The organism is Paenarthrobacter sp. TE3676, assembly GCF_056279165.1.
Genome location: NZ_JBWBQU010000006.1, coordinates 239,042 through 262,328 on the forward strand (window position 1 = coordinate 239,042; position 23,287 = coordinate 262,328).

The following is a 23,287-nucleotide window of genomic DNA, read 5'->3' on the forward strand; positions in this document are numbered from 1 at the left end:
TTTCTCCTTGCAAGGGTGCGGAAAGTGGATTACCGGGCGTCGACGTGCCGGGCGGGCAGTAGTTCTGTCAGGAGATTCTCGATGCGGGCCTTGATCTCATCGCGGATGGGACGGACGGCTTCGACGCCTTGGCCTGCGGGATCCTCGAGAACCCAGTCCTCATAGCGCTTGCCTGGGAAATACGGGCACTCGTCTCCGCAGCCCATGGTGATGACTACATCGGACTCCTTGACGGCTTCCGTGGTGAGGACCTTGGGGATTTCGGCTGACATGTCGATGCCAATCTCGGACATGGCTTCCACCGCAGCCGGGTTGACCTTGTCTGCCGGCTGGGAGCCAGCTGATCGGACCTCGACGGCACCTTCAGAGAGGGTTGTGAGGAAAGCAGCGGCCATCTGCGAGCGCCCTGCGTTGTGAACGCAGACGAACAGAACGGACGGCTTCTTGGCGGTTTCGGTGCTCACGGGGTTCTCCTGTGTCGGTTGGGTTGGTCAGGGTGGGATCATTCCGCACCAACGCCGCGATGAGTGATATTGATATTCATCGATGCATTGAGTATCGGGCTATAGATTGATGGTTGTCAATATATGGAAATCAGGGGCTAGGCTGCGCGCAAGCGGGGAGCGAGGTCATGGACGCGGCGCGAAATGTCGGCGAAAGCCTCTTCGAACGCCTCCTCGTTGTCGAGTCGAACCGGATCCGGAATGGACCAGTGAATGCCATGCAAACCCGGCAATTCCTCGTGGGCGTTATCGCAGACCGTGACCACCAAATCCTCGTCGCTCACCACGTGGTCTATCAGGCAGGGTTTTGCGCCCGCAAGGTCCAATCCATGACGGCGGGCGACATCCACGGCGCCAGACGCCACATGTTCCGCCGGATGAGTTCCCGCCGATGCCGAAGGTATGTCACTGGCGGTTTGCCACAACGCTGTTGCCAGCTGCGAGCGTGCACTATTCCGGGTGCAAACGAACAGTACCCGCCGGGCCCCGTGCTCGCGGCCGGGAGTGAGGCCTTCCAGCGCGCCGGGAGCCAGCCGAACATAGCTGCGCCGCTTGTCTCCTTCCGAACGATGCCGAACCGCCAAGCCTGCAGCCTCCATGGATCGCAAATGGTGCGACAACAAATTGGCCGGCATGCCCAATTCCGACTGCAACTCCGTGGGCGACAAGTCCCCCAAGGTCAGCAGGTCCACAATGCGCAGCCGGGCAGGATCGGCCAGGGCCGCGTACTTAGCAGCCCTCTCCAAGAGGCTCGAGTTTTGCTCAATATTCATTGATTCAATTTTGACTGAACTAGTTTCATCGGTCAAGCTGTTTCCCATGACTACTCATTCGCCCGGGTTGTGGCGCCGCGCCTTCGCTGAAGCTTTGGGGACCTGCCTGCTTGTTGCCATAGTCGTGGGCTCGGGGATCGCAGCGCAGCAGCTCTCCCCAAACGACGTAGGCCTGCAGTTGCTCCAGAACAGCACGGCCACCGTACTCGGGCTGACCGTCCTCATACTGATCTTTGGACCAATCAGCGGGGCACACTTCAACCCGGCAGTGTCCCTCGTGGACTGGATACTGGGAAGGCGAGCCGGCATCGGGCTGTCGCTGAAAGAACTTGGCACGTACGTTGCATCTCAGACTGCAGGTGCGATCGGAGGCAGCGTGCTGGCGAACGCCATGTTTGAGGTGAGCACGTCAATCTCCGACAAGGACCGCGCAACGCATGGCCACCTGCTGGGTGAAATTGTGGCCACAGCCGGACTCATTCTGCTGATCTTTTCCCTAGCTGCCACCAAGCGGGGCTCCTTGGCCGCCCCCGCAGTTGGCGCGTACATCGGGGCAGCCTATTGGTTCACGTCCTCGACGTCCTTCGCGAACCCTGCAGTGACCGTAGGAAGGATCTTCAGCGACACGTTCGCGGGCATCGCACCCGGCTCCGCACCGGCCTTTGTCCTGGCACAACTGATCGGCGCCGCCCTCGGACTCGGCCTTCTCCTGCTGCTTTTCCCCGCGGGTTCACGCGCCGCGGAGAAGGTCGTCGTGCCGCACACAGTGGACAAGCAGGCTTGATTTACCCTTGTAGCCGGGGGTATTGCTGAAGTGAAGAAGAAACCGGGCCAATGGCACATGACGATTTTTTTCGGTGGGATGATCCTGGTCCTCGTGGCCGCCTTTGTGTGGATGGCCCATAGCGTCTTGCTTGAGGCAGCCCCGTTCTTCGTTCTGGGGGCTGCTTACACCTTCTTTCTGTTTCGAGACGTTCCCCAAGCGTCCCGAGCCTACATGGTGATGCACTTCGCACTGCCCCTGATCTTGTTCTCATGGCTCTCCGCAGAGGACGGCCTTGGGGTACCTGCGGCCGCTTCATGGATCCTGGGGTTCATCACTGGGGCCATCGCCAGCGGATACCCGTGGCCGGGAAAGCGTCAGCGAACCACAAGGAAAGGCGACAGCAGCGGCCAAGGCGGCAATGAATCTACTGGAGGCCGACGCCTGTTCTTGATCAACTCAGCCTGTGTGGCTGCCCTCACGGCAGGCGGCTTGGCTCACCTCATCTTCCAGAGTCCGACGGCGGCAGTCGGCTCAGTTTTGGCAGGCGCCTTGATCTGCGGCTGGGCATTGTTCCGATTCCCGCCCTCGGCGCTGACCAGGAATATGCTCCTCCTGGTGATCCCCGTCGAGTTCTTTCTACTGATTTTCCTGGGCGGGAACACCGGTCAGCCAGCTCTTCCCTTCGTATGGAGCTACGGCGCCCTGGCTGGCATTCTCCTAGGCGGCACCTACTGGATCGGACCCCGGTCCGGCTCGCCCCGGCCACCCTTCAGCAGACAAGAAAAACGAAGAAAGCGCAAAAAGGTTCGGCGGTCGCAGGACAAGCTAAAGCAAAAAGGCAGGACGTACCAGCAGGGCGCCCTTGACCTAAGTCAGACGCCTGCTGGTTCCGCAGGGTCAAAGTCGTAAGCGGCAAGACCATCAATGCTGGTGCGGTTCTTGGTGATCCGGTAGTCAGCACTCCCGTCCACGCCCTTGCGTTCAAAGTACGGGCCCAACAGATCGCGGTGACCCTCGAAGCTCATCAAGGGAACGCCCCACCCGCATGAATCCGAAACACGGTGTACGTCAACAACAATGACGGCCCTCGCCCCGGGTTTGTCGTCGAAGCGCTGAGCAACAGACTCGAAGTCACGGTCATAGCGGGTGACAACGCGCCCTGTCCCGTGGAGGCGGACGATATTCGGGCGCCCGTCGAATGCACAGAACATCACGGTAATCCGGCCGTTCTCCCTCAAATGGGCTATCGTTTCGCTCCCACTGCCGGTGACATCGAGCCAGGCAAACGTATGCTCATCAAGAACCGCGAAGGTGCCCGGAAGCCCGCGGGGAGACACATTGACGTGCCCGTCGCTGGACAATGGAGCGGTGGCAACAAAAAAGACCACTTGCTGTTCAATAAACTTGCTCAATCGCTGATCGATTGCCCCGTATACCTTGCCCATGGGCAACACGCTTCCACGGGACGCGAGCATGGTTCAAACCTGTCTCATGAGGCGGTACAGGCGAGGCAACCGGCTTACATTGATGATCGTCAATGTTCCGGCATAATAGTTATATGACCGCACTACCCACACTGGATCCTGCCACCGGGCAGGACTGCTGCGACCCGACGGGTCAGCCTGCCTTGGGTGCAGAGGAAGCCAGGCGGAAGGCCCTCGTCTTCAAGGCCCTCGCCGACCCCAATCGGCTGCGGCTTCTCTCCATGGTCAAGGCTGAGCCTTCGGGCGAATCCTGTGTATGCGACCTCACCGAGCCCTTGGGCCTCGGCCAGCCAACGGTATCCCACCACCTGAAAATCCTGGTGGATGCGGGCTTGCTGCACCGGGAAAAGCGCGGCACTTGGGCTTACTACTCCCTCGTCCCTGGCGCATTGGAAGATGTTGCCGGCATGGTGACGAAACTGTGACAGTAGCCCTGAGGGCTATGGAGCCCCGGGACTGGCCGGCGGTAAGGGAGATCTTCCAGGAAGGCATCGACACCGGCTTCGCCACGTTCGAATCAACCGCACCCGAATGGGACGCCTTCAATAAGTCCAGACTGCCTGAGCACCGATTTGTGGCAGTCAGCAATGAGGACGCCATCCTGGGCTGGACTGCGGTCTCCCCCGTTTCCTCACGACCGGCCTACGCCGGCGTGGTTGAGCATTCCATTTACGTGGCTGGCGCCGCGCGCGGCCAAGGCGTTGGGAAACTGCTTCTCCAGGCACTCGCCACCTCCACCGAGGCGAAGGGAATCTGGACCATCCAGTCCAGCATCTTCCCGGAGAACGAGGCCAGCCTTCGGCTCCATCAGGCCAATGGTTTTGCCATCGTCGGGCGGCGGGATCGTATTGCTCGCGTGAGCACCGGACCCGCCGCCGGACAATGGCGCGACACCCTGCTGCTGGAGCGCCGCTCGCCGGTCATTGACTGACGATTACCGCCCCACCGACGCCCCTTCCTCCTCGCGCGGAGAGATCGGCGCCGACGAAGACTCACGTGCCAGCTTCCCCGGCCACCAGATCTTGCTGCCGATGTCGTAGGCAAGCGCGGGAACCAGCAGGGAGCGGACCAGCACCGTATCCAGTAGCACACCGAACGCCACAATAAACGCGAGCTGGACCAGGAACATGATGGGGATGACACCAAGGGCCGCGAACGTAGCGGCCAGGACCACGCCGGCAGAGGTAATGACACCGCCGGTAACAGCCAATCCCCGCAGGATTCCCGGACGTGTCCCATGCTTCAACGACTCTTCACGGACACGACTCATCAGGAAGATGTTGTAATCCACGCCAAGGGCTACCAGGAACACGAAGCCGAAAAGCGGCACGGTAGCGTCGGCGCCGGAGAATCCGAAGACTCCATTGAAAACCCACGCTGAGACACCCATCGCGGCCCCGTACGAAAGCACCACAGAGAGCACCAGCAGCACCGGCGCCACCACGGATCGCAGCAGCAGCATCAGGATGAAGAGGATGACCACCAACACAATGGGAATGATGACCACCAGGTCGCGTTGCGCAGTGGTGTTGGTATCCAGCGCGGTGGCAGTCACGCCACCCACCAACGCCGAGGAATCGACATCGCGTACAGCCACCCGCAGCGACTTCACCGCTTCTTCTGCTTCAATCGAATCTGCAGCCGAGTTCAATGTGGCGTTGATCAGAACCCTGCCATCGCGGACAGCCGGGTCAGCAGGAGTCCCGGGGGCGCCCGTGATCGGGACATTACCGTCGGCCAATAGATACGCGTCGCCCACGCCGTCGGCCGCTTTGACCTTCTCCAGCACCTGCTGCGCGGCACCTTCGGAAGCGACCACGACGGCGGGGCTGCCGCTGCCGGCGTCGAAGCGGCGCGCCAGCGCTTCCTGGCCGTCGACGGCGTCGGATGCGGAAAGAATGACGTCCGTTTGCGGAACCCCGTTGGCCTTCAACTGCATCAAGCCGGCCGAAGCGGCAAGCAGCAGCAGGACCGAAGCCACCCACACAACGCGCGGCCGCTTGGAGACCAGTCGACCCGTGGCGCGCCACAGACCCTTTTGCCCCTCAAGTCCGGTGACAATCTCAGGTTCGCGTTCGTCGTCGGGCAGCAGCTTGGGCCGGAAGGGCCAGAAAGCGGCCCGCCCAAGCAAAGCCATCAACGCGGGCAGCAGTGTGAGCGCGGCGAACAGGGAGCAGAGGATACCGGCAGCCGCCACAGGACCCAGGGCCTTGTTGGAGTTCAGGTCCGAGAAGAGCAGGCAGAGCAGTGCGATGATCACGGTGGCACCAGAGGCAAGAATTGGTTCGAACGATGCCTTCCAAGCCGTGATGACCGCCTGCGTGCGGTTAGTGGTGTGGGTCAGGGCTTCACGGAACCTCGCAACATACAGCAGCGCGTAGTCGGTGGCCGCACCAATCACAAGAATTGAAAGGATGCCTTGGCTCTGGCCGTTCAGTTGGATCCAGCCGAGCTTGGCCATGCCGAACACCAACAGAATCGCGGCACACAAGGCGAAGACCGAAGTGAACAGCACCGCCAGCGGCAGCACCACGGAGCGGTAAACCAGCAGCAGGATCACGAACACGGCACCAAGGGCAACCAACAGCAGAATGCCGTCGATCCCGCCGAACGCGTTGACGAGGTCGGCGGTCAGGCCGGCGGGCCCAGTGACGAACGCCTGCATTCCGTCCGGCGCGCCGGGCTGCACGACGTCGCGCAGCTCCTGGACTTTCTCCCGAAGCTCATCGGAAGACGCCATGGGAACAATGAACTGGACGGCTTTGCCGTCTTCAGACGAAATAGGCCCGACGACGGCGCTCCCCAGCTTGAGCGCCTCAATGTCGGCTTTCAGTTGGGCTGCTTCGCCCAGCTGAGCCGGGGTGAAGGCAGTGTCGTTCTCCACGATGACCACGGCCGGAATCTCTTCGGAGTCCCGGAACTTGGCCTGCCAGTCGCCAGCTTCCGTGGCTTCGGCACCGGCGGGAAGGAATGACGCCTGGTCGTTTGAGGAGACCTCCTCCAGTCGCCCAAAGGTGGGGCCGCCAATGCCTGCGATGCCGAGCCACGTAATGACCAGCACCACGGGCCCCAGCCAGCGCAGCCAGAACGGTACTTTCTGCGAGTTCATGAGTCCTTCTTCTCTGGGGATGATTCAGGGGCTTTATTCCATCATAGATTATCTCTATGATGGAACTATTCCAAGAGCGCAGAGAAGCGAATGCCGGAATCCCCTACAGCTGGGAGTAATATCCGGAAGGCAGTAAATACGAGACGACGCTGGCAGGAGGGCGGACATGTCGGACTCAACCATCCCGCGCCCTGAGGCGAGCCGCCCGGAAACGGGCCAGGATACGAACCGCCCCGAGACCGCAGCTCCCCAGGAACTTGTGCGGCTCCTCCAGGACTTCACCCTCGAAGCCAACCACTACGTGGACGCCGCAGGTGGGCGGAACGACATGCACCGCACGGACTTGAACGCACTCGCCGTCATCATGCGCCACACGGCGGCGGGCAAAGTGGTCACGCCTGGTGTTCTCCGCGCCGAACTCCGGCTCAGCTCTCCCGCCACCACTGCGTTGGTTGATCGCCTGCATGCATCGGGGCACGTAGTACGCGAACGTCTTGGCACCGACCGGCGGCAAGTCCAGTTGCAGATGACGCCCAAGGCGTACCGGGATGGCAGCGCCATGTTCATGCCGCTGGCTATCCGCATGGGCAAGGCCATGGCCGCTTACAGCCCCGAGGAACTGGAGCTTGTCACCCGGTTCATGACGGACATGGTGGAAGCCACCTTGGCAGCGCGCGAGGAAGCCACCCAACCCGAACCCAACTGAGTCGCATTTGTGCGCGTTTTGACCGCCCAAAACGCGCACAAATGCGACCCAGTTGGGTAGCGTTTCCCTATGAACGCGCAGCAGCCTGAAGATGTCTATACCCACGGGCACCACGAGTCGGTTGTCCGGGCCCACGCCTCACGGACGGTCGAGAACTCGGCCGCGTTCGTGATCCCCCATCTCACCCCCGGAACGTCAGTGCTCGACGTCGGGTGCGGACCAGGCAGTATCACTTGCGACTTCGCGGGGCTGGTTGCGCCCGCCCAGGTAATCGGTTTGGACCGGTCAGCGGATATCGTCGCGCAAGCCACAGAGCTGGCAACCGACCGCGGCATGGACAACGTGACCTTTCAGACCGGCAACATTTACGACCTCGACTTCGAGGACGAATCCTTCGACCTCGTCCACGCCCACCAAGTCCTCCAGCACCTGACCGACCCCGTCGCCGCCCTCCGCGAGATGCGCCGGGTGGCCAAACCCGGCGCCATTGTTGCCGTCCGCGACGCCGATTTCCACGGCATGAGCTGGTACCCCGAAGTCCCCGAGCTGGACGACTGGATGGAGCTCTACCAAAAGATCGCCCGGCGCAACGGAGCAGAACCCGACGCCGGCCGTCGCCTGGTTTCGTGGGCTCAGCAAGCAGGTTTCACCCAGGTGGCGCCAACCAGCAGCAACTGGCTTTACGCCACCGCCCAGCAGCGCGCGTGGCAATCAAGGGTCTGGAGCGAACGCGTGCTGCACTCCGCGTTCGCCGAGCAAGCCCTGGAGTATGGATTCGCCAACGAGGCCGACCTCGCAAGAATCGCCGCGGGCTGGCACCGCTGGGGAGCTACCGATGACGGCTTCTTCCTCATTCCGAATGGTGAGGTCATAGCCCGGGCGTAGTCGCCACAAAAAATTCGCCCAACCATGTAGAAAAGCCCGCCGCAGTTCCGACCCATGAGTGAAAGCACCCACACAGGGCGCTCCTCACAAGGAGTTTGAGATGAAATACATGATCATGATGTTCGGATCGGCCGAGGGCATGATGGAGACCGCCGACCCGGCTTGGATCCAGGAAATGATCGGGTTCATGATCCAGATCGACAAGGACCTGACTGAGTCCGGCGAAATGGTGTTCAACGCCGGACTGGCTGATGGCAGCACCGCGAAGCTCGTCAAGCAGACCCCCGACGGCGTGATCACCACGGACGGCCCGTACGCGGAGTCGAAGGAGTCGCTGGTGGGCTACTGGGTGGTTGACGTGGCCAGCGAGGAACGTGCCGTGGAGATCTGTTCAAGCATCGTGAAGTACGCGCAGGTGGTTGAGCTCCGGGCAGTTCAGCAAGCTCCGCCACAGGAAGCTCTGCCGGAGGTCTAGCTGGGCTCCCCGCGGGATACGCGCCTGGAGGACCTGCTGCGCACGCTGGCGCCGCAGGTCCTCGGCGTGCTGGTCCGGACGCATGGACAGTTCGACGCTTGCGAGGATGCCGTCCAGGAAGCACTCCTTGAGGCCGCCCTTCAGTGGCCCTCCGGACTGCCGGACAATCCCAGGGCATGGTTGATGGCAGTCGCATCCCGCCGGCTGGTGGATATGTGGCGCAGCGAAAGCGCCCGCCGGGCCCGCGAGGACCGGGTCGCGGGCATGAACGTTGATTTCTCCTACAGCTCCGTATCAGAAGCCGATGACACCCTCACGCTGATGTTCCTCTGCTGCCACCCGGCGCTATCGGCACCGTCGCAACTCGCCTTAACGCTCCGGGCCGTCGGTGGACTCACGACGGCGGAAATTGCCTCGGCTTTCCTGGTCCCCGAAGCGACCATGGGACAACGCATCAGCCGCGCGAAACAGGGGATCCAGAAGGCGGGAGCCACGTTCAGCATGCCGCCGGCTTCCGAGCGCAAGGCAAGGCTCGGCGTCGTACTTCACGTCCTGTACCTGATTTTCAACGAGGGTTACGCGGCAAGCTCGGGTCCGTCGCTCCAGCGCGAGGAGCTGACCACTGAAGCCATCCGGGTTGCGCGCCTGCTGGTTGCTGTCGCACCGCGTGAGCTCGAGGCCGTGGGCCTGCTGGCCCTGATGCTGCTGACCGATTCCCGGCGCGCGGCGCGTGCGCTGCCAGACGGAACACCCGTCCCGTTGGCGGAACAGAACCGACGGCTCTGGAACCAGACGCAGATTGAAGAGGGCATCGCGCTGCTGTCCTCCGTCCTGGGACGCGGGGCCGCCGGGCCGTATCAACTTCAGGCAGCCATCGCCGCTGTGCACGCGGAGGCCACCACCGATGAGGCGACTGACTGGCCGCAGATCCTCGCCCTGTACACAGTCCTTGAAGCCGTTGCGCCCAGTCCCGTGGTCACGCTGAACCGGGCGGTAGCTGTGGCCATGGTGCATGGACCGGCCGCCGGGCTGCAGCTGCTGGCAGGGTTGGATGACGCGCTTGGCCGGACGCACCGCTTGGACGCCGTCAAGGGCCATTTACTGGAGATGTCGGGCTCCTATGTGGAGGCCCGCGCCGCGTACCTTTCCGCCGCCAAGAAGACCGGAAGCCTGCCGGAACGAAAGTACTTGATGGGAAAAGTAGCGCGGATGGACGAGCAATAACCCCATATAGTCGAAACCATGGAACAGCGCATACTTGGCAAGACCGGCCGGTCCGTCTCAACGGTCGGACTGGGGACGTGGCAACTCGGAGCCGACTGGGGTTCTGTCACCGAAGAGGACGCCTTTGCCGTCCTGGAAGCCTCGGTGGAAGGCGGCGTCAACTTCTTCGACACAGCCGATGTGTACGGAGACGGCCGCAGCGAGCAGTTCATCGGACGCTTCCTCCAGGCACATCCGGACCTGGACCTCACTGTTGCCACCAAAATGGGCCGCCGCGTGGATCAGGTCCACGGGAACTACGCCTTGGAGAACTTCCGGGCGTGGACCGACCGTTCGCGGCGCAACCTGCAGCAGGACACCCTGGACCTCGTCCAATTGCACTGCCCTCCCACGTCCGTCTACAGCAGCGACGAAGTCTACGACGCACTGGACACCTTGGTCAGCGAAGGTGCCATCCGCAACTACGGCGTCAGCGTCGAGCGTACGGATGAGGCCCTTGAGGCCATCAAGCGCGGGAACACCGCCTCCGTGCAGATCATCCTCAATGCCTTCCGTCTGAAGCCCCTCGACGAGGTGCTGCCCGCAGCGAAGGAAGCAGGCGTTGGCATTATTGCCAGGGTGCCGCTTGCCTCTGGTTTGCTGTCCGGGAAGTACACGCCGGACACCGAGTTCCCTGAGGACGACCACCGCAATTACAACCGCGACGGTTCTTCGTTCGACGTCGGCGAGACGTTCTCCGGCGTCAATTTCGCAACCGGTGTCAAAGCCGCCCAGGAGTTCAGCGGCTTAGTGCCCGACGGCGTCAGCACCGCACAAGCGGCCCTCGCCTGGGTCATCGCTCAGGACGGTGTCACCTCGGTCATTCCCGGGGCACGATCCGCTTCACAGGCAGCCGCAAATGCCGAGGCCGGTGGGATGCAATCCGTAGGGGCAGGGTTGGCTGACGGAGTTCGGGATATCTATGACCGCTACTTCCGCGAAGCGATCCACCCGCGCTGGTAGCTGCCGGGCCGCCGTCGGGCGTTCTGCTGTTACCAGCCGCTGCGCGTCGGCGTATGTCCCTTTCGGGCTTCCTCGGGCATGGACATTTCGGCGCGCAATCCGAGGAGCCGGATGGGACGGTCCGGCTCCATTTTGGCGGTGAGGTCCAAGGCCTGCGTGAGGACTTCATCCCTGTCAAAAGTCTCGGGGATCTTCCTGGCGTAGGTCTTGGTGAAGAACGGTGCGTAGCGGACTTTCAGGGTCAGCCCGATCACCGGGCGTCCCTCCGCTGCGACGTCTCCCAGGACCTGCGCCGTCAACTCCTTCACGGCGTCCTCGATTTGTGAGGGGTCGGTGAGATCCTGCTGATACGTGGTCTCCCGGCTGTGTCCGCGGGCGACCCACGGGGTGTCATCCACCTCGCTGGAACCTTCCCCGCGTCCCAACTGGGCGTACCAAGGTCCCATCTTGGGGCCGAATTCAGGGATGAGATCCTGGGGATCGCTCGCAGCAAGCTCAGCGACCGTGGTGATGTCATGCTTCGCCAACCGCTGGGACACTTTGCTCCCCACACCCCACAGCTCCTTGGTGGGCTTTTCGCCCATGACGTCGAGCCAGTTCTCCTTTGTCAGCCTGTAGATGCCGGCAGGTTTGCCAAAATCCGTCGCATTCTTTGCACGGACCAAAGTGTCGCCGATGCCCACGCTGCAGTGCAGCCGGGATTGCTCCAGGACAGCGGCTTGGATCTGCTTGGCATAGGCTTCCGGGTCCTCGGTCTCGATGCCAACAAAGGCTTCGTCCCAGCCCAGCACTTGAACCGTGGCACCCGGCTGTGCGCGCAGGGTGGTCATCACCACGTCCGAAGCCGCCAGGTAGGCCTCTTGATCGACCGGGAGGATGATGGCGTCCGGCACCTTACGGGCTGCGATCCTCAGGGGCATCCCGGAGCCGACGCCGAAGGCCCTTGCTTCGTAGGATGCCGTGGATACCACAGCCCTTTCCGTGGGGTCGCCCCGACCACCCACAATGATCGGTTTCCCCGCGAGCTCAGGCCGGCGGAGGACCTCGACAGCCGCAATGAACTGGTCGAGGTCTACGTGCAGTACCCACGGGATTCCGCTCACGGCACCAGTTTGCCCTATGGCCCGGGGCGGTGGCTGTACCTTCACCACCTTCTTTGAGCTGCGGGAGCGCGAGAATCAACCAACTCCGGGTGCATTCCGCCTTGTCAGCCGCCAAAGTAGGTGGTGAAGGCGCGCGTCAGAAGAACCCACCTCACGGGCATAAGCTGAGATGTGCAGTTTTCACTTTGGCTGGCCCTGGTTGGTGCCGGCACCCTGATCAGTTTCACTCCCGGCGCCGGCGCCATCTTCACCATGAGCAACTCGCTCAATTCCGGCTTCCGACGCTCCATCTGGGGCATCCTCGGGCAGCAGGTGGCCTTGGTCATCCATATCGTCATCGCTGCCCTGGGCGTGGGCGTCCTGGTTTCCAACTCACCCGTCATCTTCAATGTCATTCGCTATGCTGGCGCCGCGTATCTGGTGTACCTCGGGATCAGGCAGTTCCTGCGCAAGCCGGATTTGGACGAGGAAAAGGTCGACAGCCAAAAGAACGAGTCGGCCCTGTCCATGTTCCAGCGCGGCATCTGGGTGAACCTGCTGAACCCGAAAGCCATCGTGTTCTTCCTGGCGTTCATGCCGCAGTTCATCAGGCCGGACCAGCCGCTTCTCCAGCAATATGCCGTGCTCACAGCTACCGTGCTGGTCATCGACATCATGGTGATGTGGTTCTTCTTCGCTTTCGCGGCGCGATCGTTCCAGCGATTTACCCACGACCAGCGCGGCCAGAAAGTACTCAACCGCGTCTTCGGCTGCCTGTTCGTACTCGTGGGTATCCTGCTCGCAGTCATTCACTAGCCGGCAAACCTGCCCCAGCGAGGCAACCCTGAAGCGAGGCAACCCTGCCGACCCTGGTGCTACCGTCATGGGAATGGAGCCGGACTGGATCGAACACCGACGCGCGGACGACGGCGAGCACGTGGGTTGGATGAAGCCCATCGATGACGGGTTTGTTGCCGTGGATTTGCTGGGCCGTCCCCGGACCGACGTTGTGGACTGGTTGAGCGCCGAGGAAACTCTTGACGATCTCGGGCTGAGTTACCTCGCCGACCCTCACGAGTTACGGCTCGACGACGGCGCGTGGCTGCGTGTCCGGATAGCGGAAGTCACTCCGTCTCTGGTGCGAGTCAAAAAGGAAGATTGGGGCGACATGACAGCTCCCCAGATCTACTTCACGGTTTCGCTGCCCGTCACGGAGGACCAGCTTCGCCCCCCTGACCCCTAGCTGGAAACGCTGCCCCTAGATAAGCGACGTAGATCCCCGCACCACCAGCGAGCTCTCGAGCGTCACATGCGATTCCTCCAGCGGCAGGCCTTCCATCAACCCCCGCAGCTGCTCCCCCGCTTTGCGTCCCAAGGGCGTCGCAGGCAAGTGGACGCTGGTGAGGCTGGGGTTGCTGGTGGCCGAGTAGGGCAGGTCATCGAAGCCTGCCACAGCCAGCTCCTCAGGGATGCGCACACCTTCAACCCGGGCTTCCTGCAGCACGCCATAGGCATGCGTATCGGTACCGCAGACGACGGCGGTGACCCCCGTGCGTTGCCACTCCGGCCAGGCAGCGGCGAACGCGGCGGCGGCAGCACCGACGTCGATCGGGGTGCTGACCACATGCTCGTCAGCCACTGAAAGTCCACAGGAGGCAGCCTCTGCCAGGAAGGCTTCGCGCCGCAATTGGAAGGTGGTTGTACCCGTCACGCCGTCCACGTAGGCGGCCCGGGTGTGTCCTGAAGCGGCCAAGTGCCGGGCCAGCTCGCGGGCGCCTTGGGCGACATCGAGATTCACGGAAGGCGCGTAGGACTCAAGGCCCGGCGCGTCCAGCAGCACCAGCGGGCCCGCGGGTGACAGCTCCTCCAGGAACTCCGCACTGGGGGCACCTACCAGCAAGCCGGCAGGGCGGAGTGCCAGAAGTTTGCGGACGTCATCGGCCTGCGGTGATTCTCCGGCGTCGGTCACGGAGAGCAGCAGCTGGTATTCGGAACCCAGTGATTCCCGAACACCGGCGATGACGTTGGCAAAGAAGGGGTTGGAAACGTCCGGCGTCACCAGGATGACAATCGAGCTGACACCGCGCGCAAGGGAACTGCCAATGCTGTCCACCACATAGCCGAGTTCGGCGATGGCAGAACGGACGCGGGAAATGTTGTCCTCGGATACCCGCCCTTGCGTTTTTCCGTTCGCCACCAGCGACACGGTCGCCGTCGAAACGCCTGCCCGGGCGGCCACCATCGCAGCCGTCACGCGAGGTGAGCGGGGCGCGCGGCCGTGGCGCCGATCCAGGGATTCCATGCATCGATCGTAGCGTTCATAAACCGCTCTGACCTGCGAGAAGGCATCAAGCGCTTGACGTAGCGAGCAAAGGCCGAGCGTTAAGCGTTTGACGTACCCCGCAAAGCAGTGCCAGAATTCCCCTGAATGCTTAGCGCCCTGCCCCGGGCAACTACCAGGCAGGCCCCAATGACGTGGAGAGAACCGTGGAACCCAACACCATGACACCGGCACGCAAGAAAATCATTCTTGACTGCGACCCTGGCCATGACGACGCAGTGGCATTGCTGCTGGCGCACGGCAACCCGGACATCGAACTGCTGGCGGTGACCACCGTGGTGGGAAACCAGACTCTGGAAAAGGTCACCCGAAACGCCCTTTCCGTAGCCACCATTGCCGGCATCACGGGCGTCCCCTTTGCTGCAGGCTGCGACCGCCCCTTGGTGCGCACCATTGAAACGGCCCCCAGCATCCACGGCGATTCCGGCATGGACGGCCCGGAGCAGCCCGAGTCCGCTATCGAGCTGGACCCGCGCCACGCCGTCGACCTCATCATTGAAACCGTCATGGCACATGAGCCGGGCACGGTCACCTTGGTCCCCACCGCGGGCCTCACCAACATTGCGATGGCCGCCCGCAAGGAGCCGCGCATCGTGGAGCGCGTGAAGGAAGTTGTCCTCATGGGCGGCGGTTACCACGTGGGCAACTGGAGCGCCGTGGCGGAGTTCAACATCATCATCGACCCCGAAGCCGCGCACATTGTCTTCAATGAAAAGTGGCCCTTGGTAATGGTCGGCTTGGACCTCACGCACCAGGCGCTGGCCACGGACGAGGTAGTGGACCGCATCGCAAAAATTGGCACCAAGCCGGCCAAGTTCGTCATGGAACTCATGGACTTTTTCCAGAAGACCTACAAGGATGCCCAAGGCTTCGATTTCCCGCCGGTCCACGACCCCTGCGCAGTCGCCTACGTTATCGACCCCACCGTCATGACCACCCGCAAGGTCCCCGTAGACATCGAACTGCAGGGCAAACTCACCCTCGGTATGACCGTTGCAGACTTCCGCGCACCCGCACCGGATGACTGCCACACCTCCGTTGCCGTGGACTTGGATCACAAGAAGTTCTGGGATTTGGTCACCGATGCCATTGAACGGATCGGCGAACCAACGCACGACGTCGGCGCTGACGCCACCGCCGCAGTCAACGCCACGGCCGAGGCAATCCTGGCAGGGGAAGCCAAATAATGTCCTCCCTCACAACAGAATCCAAATCCACCCGCGGCAACGTCACCGCCCTCATGGTTGCGTTGCTGGCCGCCTGCGTGGCCTTCCAGCTCAATGCGTCCATGCTCAGCCCCGCACTGGTCACCATGGGCAACGAACTCAACACGGACCAAGCCACCATCGGCCTGTCCCAGACCTGGTTCTTCACTGCCGCAGCTCTCTTCTCCCTCTTCCTCCCGCGCCTCAGCGACATCGTTGGCCGCAAGAAGATCCTCGTTGGCATGATGCTCCTGATGGCCGTCGGCTCGGTCATCGCAGCAATGGCGCCCGACGTCACGTGGCTGTTCGTGGGCCGCATCATCCAGGGCGTCAGCGGCCCAACTGTTCCGCTCTGCCTGATCATGCTTCGCTCCGCGGTCTCCAATCCGCGCAAGTACGGCACCCTCATGGGCCTCATCACCGCAGTCAACGGCGGCGTGGCCGGCGTCGACTCATTCGTAGGCGGATACTTCGCTGAGAACTTCGGCTTCCGCAGCATCTTCTGGTTGATGGTTGCACTCGCTTTGGTAGCTACCGTCCTGATCGCCGTCCTCGCAGGCGAAAGCAAGCCCGCCGCCGGCACCACCATGGACTGGCTGGGCGTGTTCTTCATTGTCATCGCCGTCGGTGCCCTGCTGACCGCACTGAACGAGGGCGCCAAACTGGCCACGGCCTTCGACGCCGGCACCCTGACCCTCGCGATCGTGCTCACGGTGATTGCCGCCGTCGCGTTCTTTGCGTTCTGGAGTGTGGAAAAGCGCGCCAAGCAGCCCATGGTGGAAACAGTGCACCTGCGCCAGCGCTCCACGTGGGCTCCGCTGCTGACCACCACCCTCACCATGACGGGCATCTTCGCGGTCATCAACGGCATAGTCCCGGCCTATGTTCAGGCAGCTGATCCCGGTTTCGGCGTTGGCCCCACCGAGATGTCGCTCATCATCCTGACCCCCTATGCACTGCTTGGCTGGCTGTTCGGCCCCATCAGCGGCCGCCTGGCGCCTGTCCTCGGCTACACCAAGGTCCTGCGCATCGGCCTTGTCGGCAGCCTCGTGGCACTGGCCATCATCGCGTTCTTCGGACTCAACAACCTGCCCATGATGATCGTGGGCACGGCCTTGCTGGGCATCATGTACGCCGGTACGGTCAACATCATGCTGAACGGATTGGGCGTGGTTCTCTCGCCCCAGGGCAACCCGGGCTTCCTGCCTGGCATGAATGCCGGCGCGTTCAACCTCGGCGCGGGCCTGAGCTTCCTGGTCCTTCCTGCGGTCCTGGTGGCCACGTCTTCGCTCAATGACGACAAGGCTTCTTATCTGACCGTTGTGGTGGTGGGCCTCGCCATCACGTTCGCTGCCTTCGCCGCGTCGTTGCTCATTCCGAAGCCCGTGGACGCAGAAGTGACCGAGAACGAAAAGGTGACCGCATGACCAGCGCACCCATGGCGGGAATTGTCGTCGTCGGCTCCCTCAACGCAGACCTCACCATCTACTGCGACCGCCTCCCCCAACCCGGCGAGACAGTCCACGGCAACGGTTTCGCAGTGAACCCCGGCGGCAAGAGTGCCAACCAGGCGGTGGCTGCCAGCAAGCTCGGCGGGCATGTAACCCTGATCGGCGCTGTGGGTGACGACTCCAACGGCACCATGCTCCTTGAATCGACAGCCAGCGCCGGCGTGGACGTTTCGCGGGTCCGACGCTCCGACGTCGCCACCGGTGTCGCAGTCATTTCCGTGGATGCCAGTGGCGAGAACAGCATCATCATCTCGGCTGGCGCCAATGGCACCCTGAGGCCGTCGGATGTCACGCCCGACGCCTTCGAGGACGCGGCTGTGGTGTGCCTCTGCCTGGAGGTGGGGACCGATACGGTCATCGCCGCCGCCCAAACAGGGCACGACGCCGGCGCAACAGTTCTACTGAACCTCTCGCCTTACGCCGAGGTGCCGGAGCGTTTGGCCAGGTTGAGCGACGTGCTGTTGGTGAATGCGCACGAGGCGTCACTGTTCCTTGGCGCAGAAGCCGACGTACCCGACGCCGAGGCCGGTGTGGAGGCGTGGGAGCCGGTCCGGAGCCAGTTTGCGGACCGGGGTTTGCAGCGGGTTCTGGTCACTCTCGGCGCACACGGTTCCGTGGTCCTGGATTCGTTGGCACGTGGCGCTGAAGACCAGATCACGCGCATTGCCCCGACGCGTGTTTCTGCGGTTGACACCACGGGCGCCGGCGATGCCTTCACTGGTGCTGTCGCTGCACGTTTGGCCGCTGGGGAATCACTTGCCGGTGCGGCGTCTTTCGCCTCGGTGGCAGCCGCACTGGCTGCCACGAAGAAAGGGACGCAGGCCGCATACCCGACCATCGCCGACGTCGAGCAGCTGCGGGACGCTTAGTCCCGGCGTTGCACCCAACTGGGTCGCAATTGAGCGCGTTTTGAACCTCCAAAACGCGCTTAATTGCGACCTACTTGGGTTAAGCGGACTTGCGGGCAGTGCGCTGGGCCGCGCGCTCTACGGCCTTGCGGCTCAGGGCGCCGTGGCCGGCCATGAGCCTGGGAACCACAACGTAAACAGCCGCGGGAACCACAAGGGCTGTCAGCAGCAGTGCCCGCAAGACGGGGTGCCACGAGTCCATGACGGGTCCCAGGAGCAGCATGCCGATGGATACGAGCGGGAAGATGGCCAGCCACGTAATCACCGCGCGAACGTGCACGGACGGCATGTGAGGGCGGGTTGCCGGCGTTGTGGGCTCGGTTGTGATCTCGGAGGTTGTTTGTGTGGTCATGGCATTCTCCAACTAAACGGTTGCTTTTGGCTTGGGATCACAATAACCCCGCTCGCCCACAATTACAACCATCTAGTTGGAAACTGGTAATATGACCCTATGGCGTGGGACACAGAGCGAACCAAAGGGCTGCTGCTCGAAGCAGCAACGTCCGAGTTTTGCGCGCGTGGACTGGCCGGTGCACGCATTGACCGCATTGCGGCAGAGGCGGGCGTCAACAAGGAGCGGATCTACCAATACTTCGGCAACAAAAATGCGCTTTTCGACGCCGTAATCGTCACCGCCCTGAGCTCACTCATGGATGAAGTTCCCATCGAGGGCAGCGGTCCCGAAGCAATGGCAGACTACGCCGGCCGACTATTCGACCACCACCAGAAGGATGCCACGGCACCACGCCTCCTGTTTTGGGAAGGGCTCGAACGGGGCGCGGAGGTTGTCGGACTGCCTAAGCGGATGGCAAACTGCGCCTCCAAGGTCAATAGCACTATCGCCGCCCTCCCTGGCATTTCCAAGGAAGACGCCGGGGACCTCCTCATCACCATCGTGAGTTTGTGCGACGCCGCCCCCGTACTCCCTGCGCTCGACGGACTCATGGCCGGGGACTATCCGGGCAGGGCCGAAAGGCGACGCGCCGCCGTCGTACGCACCGTTTACCTGGCCGCCGCAGCGCTGGCCGCCGAAGCACGGGAAGCCACTCCCGCCTAGCGCAAGCACCCGCGGGAAGCGCCCGCGTGACAGCTTTGACAGGAAAAGTGACTCACTTGTGAAGTTCCCCCTAGCCAAGAGGGTGCGCCATGAATCATGCTTGCTGCATGTACTCAACGACGAGCCCATACCGCATCATCACGGTCTGCACTGGAAACATCTGCCGCTCGCCCATGGCAGCGCTCATGCTTACCGAAGCCTTCGAAGCGGAAGGGCTCGGCCGGCTTGTCGTGGTGGACTCCGCGGGCACTACAGGGTACGAGGTTGGACACCCCATAGACCCCCGCGCCGCACGCGTCCTGACCGCACAGCACCTCACGTCGGAGGACCACATTGCCCGTGAGTGGCGGCGGGAATGGTACGCCGAACGTGACCTGATCCTCGCACTGGACGTTGACCATTTCGGTTGGCTCCAGGAAGCCGCGCCGGATCACTCTGCACTCGAAAAAGTTCGGATGCTCCGCAGCTTCGATCCACATATGGCGGGCCGCAGCTCCTTGGACCTGGGCATCGAAGACCCTTGGTACGGCGGGCACGCGGACTTCGATAACACGTGGACGCTCATCAAGGCCGCCATCCCCGGGATCGTGCAGTATGTCAAGGCAGCTATCAGCTCCGCGCAGTCCGCGGCAGGCCAGGACCACCAGCAGGTAACCTCTATGACATGACCCCTGCACCTGTGATCATCGCTGTTGACGGCAGGTCCGGCGCAGGAAAAACCACGCTGGCCGTTGAACTGGCGGCCCGGTTGCGGCAGCACCACAAGGTTTCGCTGTTCCATCTCGAGGACATCTACCCGGGCTGGAACGGTCTCATGCCGGGCATCGAGCGGTACGTCGGCACGGTCCTGAAGCCGCTGAGCGAGGGCCAGGCGGCGGCATGGACCAGTTGGGATTGGGAGAAGCATTACGACGGCGGCCTGAACGTCACGCTGCCCGCCGAGATAGTCATTGTGGAAGGCGTAGGAGCGGCAGCGGATGCAGCCCGTCCCATGCTGGATGCCGTGGTGTGGGTGGAATCCCCAGGTGACGATCGCCGTCGTCGGGCTTTGACCCGCGACGGAAGCACTTACGAACCTTACTGGGACAGCTGGGCAGCCCAAGAGGACGAGTGGCTTTCAGCCGATGCGGTGATCGGCGCCGCCGACGTCCGTGTGCAGAACCTTGCGGACGGCAGCGCACCGGACGATGTCCTGCGTGCCCTCATGTATCTGCCTTCGGTTGCTGCCATCTTGTCGCCGGAACTCAGCGCCCGCCGAGGACTGCAATTGCGCTCCGAGCGCCTCGAGGCGACGCCCGACGCAGCGCTTCTCTTCGCTTCCCTGTACGGCAAGTCCACGAACGCGGTGTGGTTGGATTCTTCCAATGCCTCCGCGGTCGCCGGCCGTTCCCAAGCGGCCGCGCGCAGCCGCTTCAGCATCTTGGCGGACGACGGCGGCACCTTCGGCCAGTCGGTGCTGCACCGGTCCGGGACTACCCAAGTGACCGCCGGTTCCGCCACCGTGAGCACCTCCGGGCCGTTCTTCCGCTGGCTCGATTCTGTCTGGGGCCGCCGCGCCGTCCGCGCACCCCGCGGTTACGACGGCCAGTTCACGCTTGGCTGGCTCGGCTACCTCGGCTACGAACTCAAGCGCGAAACCGGCGGCAATGACGTTCCCTCCGACACCCCGGACGCGGCCCTGCTCTTTGCCGGTCGGGCTGTGGTGCTGGACCATCGCGAACAAACCGTCTGGCTGCTCGCCTTGGACGCTCCCGACGCCGAGGAATGGTTCCGGGAGGCCCGCGCCGCCGTCGAAGCTGCTGTCGCCGCTCTTGACGTCGCCGTCTCTGTGTCATCCGGCACGGTTCCCGAATTCGTCAGCCGCGACTCTGCCACGGACTACAAGCGCAAGATCGCTGACTCCCAGCACGAAATCAGCGAAGGAAACTCCTACGAGATCTGCCTGACCACTACGTTGGAAGCCCCCGCTGGCAACTTGGATCCCTGGGCGGGTTACCTCAGCCTTCGACGCCGAAACCCGGCACCGTTCGCCAGTTACCTTCGGTTCGGCGAACTGGTGGTCGCGAGTACCTCGCCCGAGCGATTCCTCCGCATATTGTCCGACGGCGGCATGCGTGCGGAGCCGATCAAGGGGACACGCGGCCGGTCCTCCGACCCCTCCGAGGACGCTGCTTTGCGGCACGATCTTGAGACGTCGCTGAAGGACCGCGCCGAGAACATCATGATCGTGGACCTGCTGCGCAACGACCTCAGCCATTTCGCCATCCCGGGTTCGGTGACCGTCAGCCGGCTGTGCGCGATCGAGAGCTACGCAACGGTCCACCAAATGGTGAGCACCATAGACGCGCACCTTCGTCCGGGGGCTCCGCGGGCGGAAGCCTTGGCGGCAGCCTTCCCGGCCGGGTCCATGACAGGTGCGCCGAAGATCAGCACCATGGACATCCTCGACCAACTCGAATCCGGGCCTCGGGGCATCTACTCCGGCGCCATCGGCTACTTCTCCTTGAACGCGGCCACGGACCTTGCCGTGGTGATCCGAACCCTGGTGGTCAATCCCGACGGCGCTGGCGGGCGAACCCTGTCCCTCGGCGTGGGTGGAGCTATCACCGCGGATTCCGTTGCGGACGATGAGTACGAGGAAATCCGGACTAAAGCATTCGGCGTGCTGTCCACGCTTGGCGCTGAATTCCCGGGCTGAGCCGCTAGTCCACAGTTGGGGACTACTGGAGCGTCGCAGTCAATCTGGCTACGTTATCCACATACTTCGCCAGCGGGGGTCTATCCATCCAGTCTTCCAACATAAGCTCACGGGACACCTCGCGATACGTGGACTCCACGGCCCGCATGAGGTTCACGGTTTCGGCGCCGAGGAGCATCACCGAGACCTCCATGTTCAGGGAGAAGGAGCGCATGTCCATATTGCTGGAACCAAGAACGGCCACTTCGTCGTCGATGGTGAAGTGCTTGGCGTGGAGGACATACGGCGCCCGGTACAAATAGATGCGAACCCCTGCATCCAAGAGGGCTTCGTAGTAGGAACGCTGGGCGTGGTGAACCAGGAACTGGTCCCCCTTTTCTGACACGAAAAGCTCCACGGCGACACCTCGCTGCGCTGCTGTGGTGATCGCATACAGCAGGGAATCGTCAGGGACAAAGTAGGGGCTGCAGATGGAGATCGTGTGCTGCGCCGAATAGATCAGGGTGTTGAACAAGCGGAGGTTGTTTTCAGTGGCGAAACCTGGGCCACTCGGCACTACCTGGGCTGTGACGCGACCAGGCGGAGGCTGTGTTGGCAGCCGCAGTTGGTCTTCCAGGGACTCGTCGGTTTCGCTGAGCCAGTCCGTCGCGAAGACGACATTCAAGGTAGCGACGATCGGTCCCTCAAGCCGGGACATAAGCTCAACCCATTTGCGCCCCACCTTGTGGTGCTTTGGGTTGTTGTAGGAAGGCTCGATCAAGTTCTGAGAGCCGGTGAAAGCGACCAGTCCGTCGATCACCATGATCTTGCGGTGGTTCCTCAGGTCCGGGCGCCGCCACTGACCGTGAATGGGCAAAAGCGGGAGCATCCGCTTCCACTGGATCTTGCTTGCCTTCAGTCTTCGGATCAGGCGGCGGTATCCCTTTACCCGAAGCGTTCCAATGTGGTCGAAAAGGAGCCTCACCGTGACACCGCGCTCGGTCGCCTTCTCCAGCTCAGTCAGAAGCTCATCGGTGACGGAATCACTGCTCATGATGTAGAACTCCGCGTTGACGTAGTCCTTCGCGCTCCGAACCGCCTCGGCCATGGCTTTGATCGACTCCTCGTAACCGGGAATCAGTTCAACCTTGTTGCCGTCCACCATTGGCAGCGAACCAAGACGGTGGTTCAGCTCACCCGCCGACTTCACCCATTCCGGGCCTGAATAGACACTCACTGGATCTGCAAGGTCGGAAGTGACGGCACGCACGCGCCGATTCACTTCTTCCTGCTGCTCCCGCCGACGCTTGGACAGTTTGAAATTGCCAAAAAGGAGGAAGAGGACGAACCCTACGGATGGGATGAGGAACACAGCCAAAAGCCAGGCCATGGCCGTGGTGGGACGCCGGTTGCCGGGAATGATGCCCAAAAGGACGATGCGCATGATCACTTCCGCGATGGCCCACGCGCCTAACAACCAGGTCCACTCCTGGCCAAACGGAAAAGGAAAGAGCACCTGCAAACCCCCACGGTCCAAGAACAACAGTGACCACAGCCTATCCGGCAAAGTCATGCGCCA

At 62.6% G+C, this 23,287-nt stretch carries 25 protein-coding genes; 17 read left to right on the forward strand and 8 right to left on the reverse strand.

Annotation, left to right across the window (positions count from 1 at the left end):
* Positions 1 to 29 precede the first annotated feature (29 nt).
* Together ACZ881_RS15825 and ACZ881_RS15830 are read right to left on the reverse strand one after the other, a co-directional pair.
* Positions 30 to 464: an arsenate reductase ArsC gene (locus ACZ881_RS15825; protein ID WP_474661471.1), complete on the reverse strand. Its 435-nt coding sequence runs from the start codon at positions 462 to 464 to the stop codon at positions 30 to 32.
* A 137-nt stretch (positions 465 to 601) separates the two neighbouring features.
* Positions 602 to 1,276, reverse strand: coding sequence for an arsenate reductase/protein-tyrosine-phosphatase family protein (locus ACZ881_RS15830; protein ID WP_476116842.1), 675 nt, complete (start codon positions 1,274 to 1,276; stop codon positions 602 to 604).
* A gap of 46 nt (positions 1,277 to 1,322) precedes the next feature.
* Here ACZ881_RS15830 and ACZ881_RS15835 point away from each other — a divergent pair, with 46 nt between their 5' ends.
* Both ACZ881_RS15835 and ACZ881_RS15840 read left to right on the forward strand, forming a co-directional pair.
* Complete coding sequence (locus tag ACZ881_RS15835; RefSeq protein ID WP_476116844.1) at positions 1,323 to 2,060, forward strand: aquaporin; 738 nt, start codon at positions 1,323 to 1,325, stop codon at positions 2,058 to 2,060.
* Between the two features lie 57 nt (positions 2,061 to 2,117).
* Positions 2,118 to 2,951, forward strand: coding sequence for a hypothetical protein (locus tag ACZ881_RS15840; protein WP_476116846.1), 834 nt, complete (start codon positions 2,118 to 2,120; stop codon positions 2,949 to 2,951).
* Here ACZ881_RS15840 and ACZ881_RS15845 read toward each other — a convergent pair.
* Positions 2,915 to 3,487, reverse strand: a complete 573-nt coding sequence (locus ACZ881_RS15845; protein WP_476117035.1) for a pyridoxamine 5'-phosphate oxidase family protein — start codon at positions 3,485 to 3,487, stop codon at positions 2,915 to 2,917. The genes ACZ881_RS15840 and ACZ881_RS15845 overlap by 37 nt on opposite strands.
* 113 nt (positions 3,488 to 3,600) lie before the next feature.
* Here ACZ881_RS15845 and ACZ881_RS15850 point away from each other — a divergent pair, with 113 nt between their 5' ends.
* Positions 3,601 to 3,951 (forward strand): ArsR/SmtB family transcription factor, encoded by a 351-nt coding sequence (locus tag ACZ881_RS15850; protein ID WP_476116849.1) that lies wholly within the window; start codon positions 3,601 to 3,603, stop codon positions 3,949 to 3,951.
* Positions 3,948 to 4,457, forward strand: coding sequence for an N-acetyltransferase family protein (locus ACZ881_RS15855; protein WP_476116851.1), 510 nt, complete (start codon positions 3,948 to 3,950; stop codon positions 4,455 to 4,457). The genes ACZ881_RS15850 and ACZ881_RS15855 overlap by 4 nt, the downstream gene beginning before the upstream one ends.
* 3 nt (positions 4,458 to 4,460) lie before the next feature.
* Here the strand turns inward: ACZ881_RS15855 and ACZ881_RS15860 are convergent, their stop codons facing one another.
* Positions 4,461 to 6,635, reverse strand: a complete 2,175-nt coding sequence (locus ACZ881_RS15860; protein ID WP_476116853.1) for an MMPL family transporter — start codon at positions 6,633 to 6,635, stop codon at positions 4,461 to 4,463.
* A 166-nt stretch (positions 6,636 to 6,801) separates the two neighbouring features.
* Between ACZ881_RS15860 and ACZ881_RS15865 the strand changes: the two genes are divergently transcribed.
* From ACZ881_RS15865 to ACZ881_RS15885, 5 genes are all read left to right on the forward strand, one after another.
* Positions 6,802 to 7,341, forward strand: coding sequence for a MarR family winged helix-turn-helix transcriptional regulator (locus ACZ881_RS15865; RefSeq protein WP_476116855.1), 540 nt, complete (start codon positions 6,802 to 6,804; stop codon positions 7,339 to 7,341).
* Between the two features lie 69 nt (positions 7,342 to 7,410).
* The gene (locus tag ACZ881_RS15870) at positions 7,411 to 8,226 is read left to right on the forward strand and encodes a methyltransferase domain-containing protein (protein WP_476116857.1); all 816 of its coding nucleotides are present in this window, start codon (positions 7,411 to 7,413) and stop codon (positions 8,224 to 8,226) included.
* Positions 8,227 to 8,326: 100 nt separating this feature from the next.
* Positions 8,327 to 8,701, forward strand: a complete 375-nt coding sequence (locus tag ACZ881_RS15875; protein ID WP_178995854.1) for a YciI family protein — start codon at positions 8,327 to 8,329, stop codon at positions 8,699 to 8,701.
* Positions 8,702 to 8,746: 45 nt separating this feature from the next.
* Positions 8,747 to 9,925, forward strand: a complete 1,179-nt coding sequence (locus ACZ881_RS15880; protein ID WP_476117037.1) for an RNA polymerase sigma factor — start codon at positions 8,747 to 8,749, stop codon at positions 9,923 to 9,925.
* Between the two features lie 18 nt (positions 9,926 to 9,943).
* Positions 9,944 to 10,927 carry an aldo/keto reductase gene (locus tag ACZ881_RS15885; protein WP_476116859.1) on the forward strand — a complete coding sequence of 328 codons (984 nt, stop codon included), beginning with the start codon at positions 9,944 to 9,946 and terminating at the stop codon, positions 10,925 to 10,927.
* Positions 10,928 to 10,956: 29 nt separating this feature from the next.
* On the opposite strand, the gene ACZ881_RS15890 is transcribed toward ACZ881_RS15885, so the two are convergent.
* Complete coding sequence (locus tag ACZ881_RS15890; protein WP_476116861.1) at positions 10,957 to 12,030, reverse strand: DNA polymerase IV; 1,074 nt, start codon at positions 12,028 to 12,030, stop codon at positions 10,957 to 10,959.
* 171 nt (positions 12,031 to 12,201) lie between these two features.
* Here ACZ881_RS15890 and ACZ881_RS15895 point away from each other — a divergent pair, with 171 nt between their 5' ends.
* On the forward strand, positions 12,202 to 12,825 hold the full coding sequence (locus ACZ881_RS15895) for a LysE family transporter (RefSeq protein WP_476116863.1): 624 nt from the start codon (positions 12,202 to 12,204) through the stop codon (positions 12,823 to 12,825).
* Between the two features lie 73 nt (positions 12,826 to 12,898).
* Entirely contained in the window at positions 12,899 to 13,252 is a 354-nt protein-coding gene (locus tag ACZ881_RS15900; protein WP_476116865.1) for a hypothetical protein, read from the forward strand.
* Between the two features lie 15 nt (positions 13,253 to 13,267).
* Here ACZ881_RS15900 and ACZ881_RS15905 read toward each other — a convergent pair whose 3' ends face one another.
* Positions 13,268 to 14,311, reverse strand: a complete 1,044-nt coding sequence (locus ACZ881_RS15905; RefSeq protein WP_476116867.1) for a LacI family DNA-binding transcriptional regulator — start codon at positions 14,309 to 14,311, stop codon at positions 13,268 to 13,270.
* 200 nt (positions 14,312 to 14,511) lie between these two features.
* Here ACZ881_RS15905 and uriH point away from each other — a divergent pair, with 200 nt between their 5' ends.
* The 3 genes from uriH to ACZ881_RS15920 are packed head-to-tail and all read left to right on the forward strand — an operon-like array spanning position 14,512 to position 17,935.
* The gene (gene uriH / locus ACZ881_RS15910) at positions 14,512 to 15,537 is read left to right on the forward strand and encodes a uridine-preferring nucleoside hydrolase UriH (protein ID WP_179017819.1); all 1,026 of its coding nucleotides are present in this window, start codon (positions 14,512 to 14,514) and stop codon (positions 15,535 to 15,537) included.
* Positions 15,537 to 16,982: a uridine transporter UriT gene (gene uriT, locus ACZ881_RS15915; RefSeq protein WP_476116869.1), complete on the forward strand. Its 1,446-nt coding sequence runs from the start codon at positions 15,537 to 15,539 to the stop codon at positions 16,980 to 16,982. The genes uriH and uriT overlap by 1 nt, the downstream gene beginning before the upstream one ends.
* Positions 16,979 to 17,935 carry a ribokinase gene (locus ACZ881_RS15920; RefSeq protein WP_476116871.1) on the forward strand — a complete coding sequence of 319 codons (957 nt, stop codon included), beginning with the start codon at positions 16,979 to 16,981 and terminating at the stop codon, positions 17,933 to 17,935. The genes uriT and ACZ881_RS15920 overlap by 4 nt, the downstream gene beginning before the upstream one ends.
* 79 nt (positions 17,936 to 18,014) lie before the next feature.
* Here ACZ881_RS15920 and ACZ881_RS15925 read toward each other — a convergent pair whose 3' ends face one another.
* The gene (locus ACZ881_RS15925) at positions 18,015 to 18,326 is read right to left on the reverse strand and encodes a hypothetical protein (protein WP_476116873.1); all 312 of its coding nucleotides are present in this window, start codon (positions 18,324 to 18,326) and stop codon (positions 18,015 to 18,017) included.
* Positions 18,327 to 18,425: 99 nt separating this feature from the next.
* Between ACZ881_RS15925 and ACZ881_RS15930 the strand changes: the two genes are divergently transcribed.
* The 3 genes from ACZ881_RS15930 to pabB all read left to right on the forward strand — a co-directional run bounded on the left by ACZ881_RS15930 (position 18,426) and on the right by pabB (position 21,729).
* Positions 18,426 to 19,031, forward strand: a complete 606-nt coding sequence (locus ACZ881_RS15930; protein WP_091469900.1) for a TetR/AcrR family transcriptional regulator — start codon at positions 18,426 to 18,428, stop codon at positions 19,029 to 19,031.
* Positions 19,032 to 19,138: 107 nt separating this feature from the next.
* A complete protein-coding gene (locus tag ACZ881_RS15935) occupies positions 19,139 to 19,699 on the forward strand; it encodes a low molecular weight protein-tyrosine-phosphatase (RefSeq protein ID WP_476116876.1) in 561 nt (186 codons plus the stop codon).
* Positions 19,696 to 21,729 carry an aminodeoxychorismate synthase component I gene (pabB, locus tag ACZ881_RS15940; protein ID WP_476116878.1) on the forward strand — a complete coding sequence of 678 codons (2,034 nt, stop codon included), beginning with the start codon at positions 19,696 to 19,698 and terminating at the stop codon, positions 21,727 to 21,729. Before ACZ881_RS15935 ends, pabB begins: the two co-directional genes overlap by 4 nt.
* A 22-nt stretch (positions 21,730 to 21,751) precedes the next feature.
* Here the strand turns inward: pabB and cls are convergent, their stop codons facing one another.
* Positions 21,752 to 23,152, reverse strand: a complete 1,401-nt coding sequence (gene cls / locus ACZ881_RS15945; RefSeq protein WP_243836856.1) for a cardiolipin synthase — start codon at positions 23,150 to 23,152, stop codon at positions 21,752 to 21,754.
* Between the last annotated feature and the right edge of the window lie 135 nt (positions 23,153 to 23,287).